Raw genomic sequence first — 1,805 nt, 5'->3', positions numbered from 1 at the left:
CACCCCGCCACGACGTGCACACACCCCGCAAAACAGCGGCAGCGAAAAAGAGAACGACGAAGTCAACCACCCCACGACCACGCCGCACAGGTTAAAGATCAAGCTAGAGAGGATCGGGCGGCTCAGCGCTCCACGCGCTGCAGGCCCCGCACGGCAGGAATCGCCAACAACAGGGCGCAGGTGACGAGCGCCATCCCCGCGGACACCCCCAACAGCGGCACCGTGCCCACGACGACCGCGAGCGGCCCCGCCACCGCCTGCCCGATCGGCTTCATCACCAGTGAGCCGGCCGCGTCGTAGGCGTGCACCCGGCCGAGCACATCCTGCGGTATATGTGTCTGCACGCTGGTGTGGAACATGACGATCCAGAACGCCATACCCACACCGCTCACCGCATAGCATCCGGCGATGAGCGGCGCGGGAAGACCGAGAGCGACCCCCAACGGCATGAGCGTCCAGACGATCATGGAGAGGGCGCCAGCCCGGAGCGGATACCGCGGGCGGAGCCTGATCGCGATGATTCCGCCCAGCACGCTGCCCGCCCCGAGGGCCGACATGACCAGCCCGAACGTCGACGCTCCGTAGTCCGTGACGAGCGTGCTGTAGCCGAGAGTCATGGCGGGACCGGCCCCGGCCAGCTGCCAGAACATGTAGACGACGATGACGCTCCACAGCCAGGTCCTGGCCCGGAACTCCCGCCACCCCTCGACGAGATCGGCCCGGAACGACGACGCGCCGTCCCGCCCGAATGGGCCCATCGGAATCGAGCGGAGGAGGAACAGGCAGACACCGCTGACCGCGAAGGACAAGGCATCGAGGGCGATCACCGCCGCAGGAGAGGCGACCGCCAGCAGCAGGCCGGCCAGCGACGGGCCGATCACGGCAGTGATGGACTCCGATATGCGGAGGGTGGCGTTCGCCTTCTGCACGTCCTGGGCTATGCGCGGGGTGATGCTGGCGACTCCGGGCTGGAAAATCGCGCTGCCCGCCCCGACCAGGGCCAGCAGCACCAGGATCTGCCACAGCTGCGGCGTACCCAGCAGGAACAGCAGCGCCAGCACCGCCTGGAAGCACAGCCGGGCGGTGTCCGAGACGACCATCAGCCGTCGGGCGCCGTAGCGGTCGGACAGCACCCCGCCGAAGATGATCAGTGCTGCGAACGGCGCTATGAGCGCGGCGAGCGCATAGCCCACGCCACTCGCCCCGTAACCTGCCCGGATCACGGCGGCCGTGGTGGCGACGGGAAGCATCGCGTCGCCCAGCAGAGAGGTGGTGCGGGCGGCGAAGAACAGCTGGAAGTCCGCTGTCCACAGCGGCGGATCTGACGGGCTCTCCTTGACGTGCAGGTCACGGGCCATGTCCGAGCCGGCCACTGCTCAGCCTCCCCCACGTATGCCGTTGACGCCGGTCAGAGGAGACACTCTCGTGCGCCGGGGGCCCTCGGTCAACGGAATATGTTCGAGAAGCTCAGCACGCCTGCGAATGCGCAAGTTTTGAAGACACCACCTAGGTCGCGGCCTGGGTCGCTCTCCGGGTCGCACCCTGGATCGCGTCCTGGGTCGCGTCGGGTGCGGTAGTTGCGACCCCCCACGTAGGCCCTCTGACCTGGGAGACAAGGGGGGCCGCGAGGAGGCTGCGGAATGCCGACTACTTACCTGGAACGCGCTCTGTGCGGCGGCCGGCGGTGTTTCACCCAACGCCACGACCGAACTAGGAACTGTTTCTCGGATCATGTGCGTAGCCAGATCAGGAGTGCTGCGAGTGTGACGGTGCCGAGGTAGATGTAGGCCCGTTTCTCGTAGCGG

Annotated in this window: 1 protein-coding gene; it reads right to left on the bottom strand. The window is 67.5% G+C overall.

Annotation, left to right across the window (positions count from 1 at the left end):
- Nucleotides 1–122: 122 nt before the first annotated feature.
- Entirely contained in the window at nt 123–1,373 is a 1,251-nt protein-coding gene (locus ACWIGU_RS44835; RefSeq protein ID WP_454407709.1) for an MFS transporter, read from the bottom strand.
- Between the last annotated feature and the right edge of the window lie 432 nt (nt 1,374–1,805).

This window comes from Streptomyces sp. NPDC055400, assembly GCF_053644375.1.
The sequence above is the reverse complement of the archived record's forward strand: the minus strand, read 5'-3'. Positions and strand labels throughout refer to the sequence as shown.